At 48.1% G+C, this 993-nt stretch carries 1 protein-coding gene and 1 pseudogene; both read right to left on the bottom strand.

The features are described 5' to 3' along the window. A partial coding sequence (locus J5224_RS30090; protein WP_264628719.1) for an MFS transporter occupies positions 1-775 on the bottom strand: 775 nt, incomplete at its 3' end. A 104-nt stretch (positions 776-879) separates the two neighbouring features. Then, positions 880-993 (bottom strand): annotated as a pseudogene (locus tag J5224_RS30085) (trimeric intracellular cation channel family protein); the annotation flags it as partial.

Below are 993 nucleotides of genomic sequence, written 5' to 3'. Positions count from 1 at the left end.
CTGCTCCCAGCCCAGAAAGCACCAGGCCGGTTATTTCAAAGGCGGTATTTTGCGCTTTCAGGCTCCATATCACGGTCAGATAGAGAATCGGATGCAGAAAATTGTTAACCGCCGTCAGCGCAACGATGACGGTAAACAATTTATTGTCTCGCAACCAGCGAAATGCCTGTTGAATATCCGCACCCATCGTGGAATGAGCAGGACTTACTGTCTGCGGAACATCGATACGCATCATGAACAGCAAGCACACGGCTAACAGCGAAAATATCAGGTTGACGGAATAGGGAAAGAAAACATTCACGGATATCAGGTATCCACACAGCGCGGGCGCCACCAGTTGAACAGCGCGGGTTCGTATCTCGTAGGTTGACAAGGCTGAAGTAGACGCATGGCCCTGAAGCAACCCTTTGATAAGAACAGGCTCAGCCACTTCGGTAAACACGGTAAATACGCCATAAGCGAGTGAAACCGCCAGAATCCACAGGAAACTGGCATCGCGGAACAAGGTGAGAAATAGCAGGAATAGCGCCAGACAGAGGATGCGCCCACACTCGCTAAATTTTAGTACATTGATTTTATTTGATTTTTCTATGCGCGGTGAGGATATTATTTTGATAAAAATCACCGGACAATAAAAGGCAAACACACACCAGCTAATCTGAACAGGGTCAAGGCTGAGACTCAACGCCAACAAAGGCAGCGTAATGTGGTAAATTTCTATTCCCAGTAGTGAAAACGCAGAACTCGCGACAAAAACGTTGAAGTTGTTCTTCATATTATCCTGATAGCTGAAGACGATCAGATCCGTCTGCTACATTGTCATGAAGAAGCAACATTACGCTGTTTTGTTACCGATTACGGTGCGGTTCCCCACATCTCTTACGCTTTGCCTTTCCAACTGCCCGGCGAGTATGAAAATACTGGCAACTGCCATGACCAGCGGATCGCCGCCAGACGCAGCGACAGCCCCAGCGTAAACGACACCAGCAGATT

Source organism: Candidatus Symbiopectobacterium sp. NZEC135 (assembly GCF_025962695.1).
Note: the sequence above shows the minus strand (reverse complement) of the source record. Positions and strands in the feature narration are given on the sequence as shown.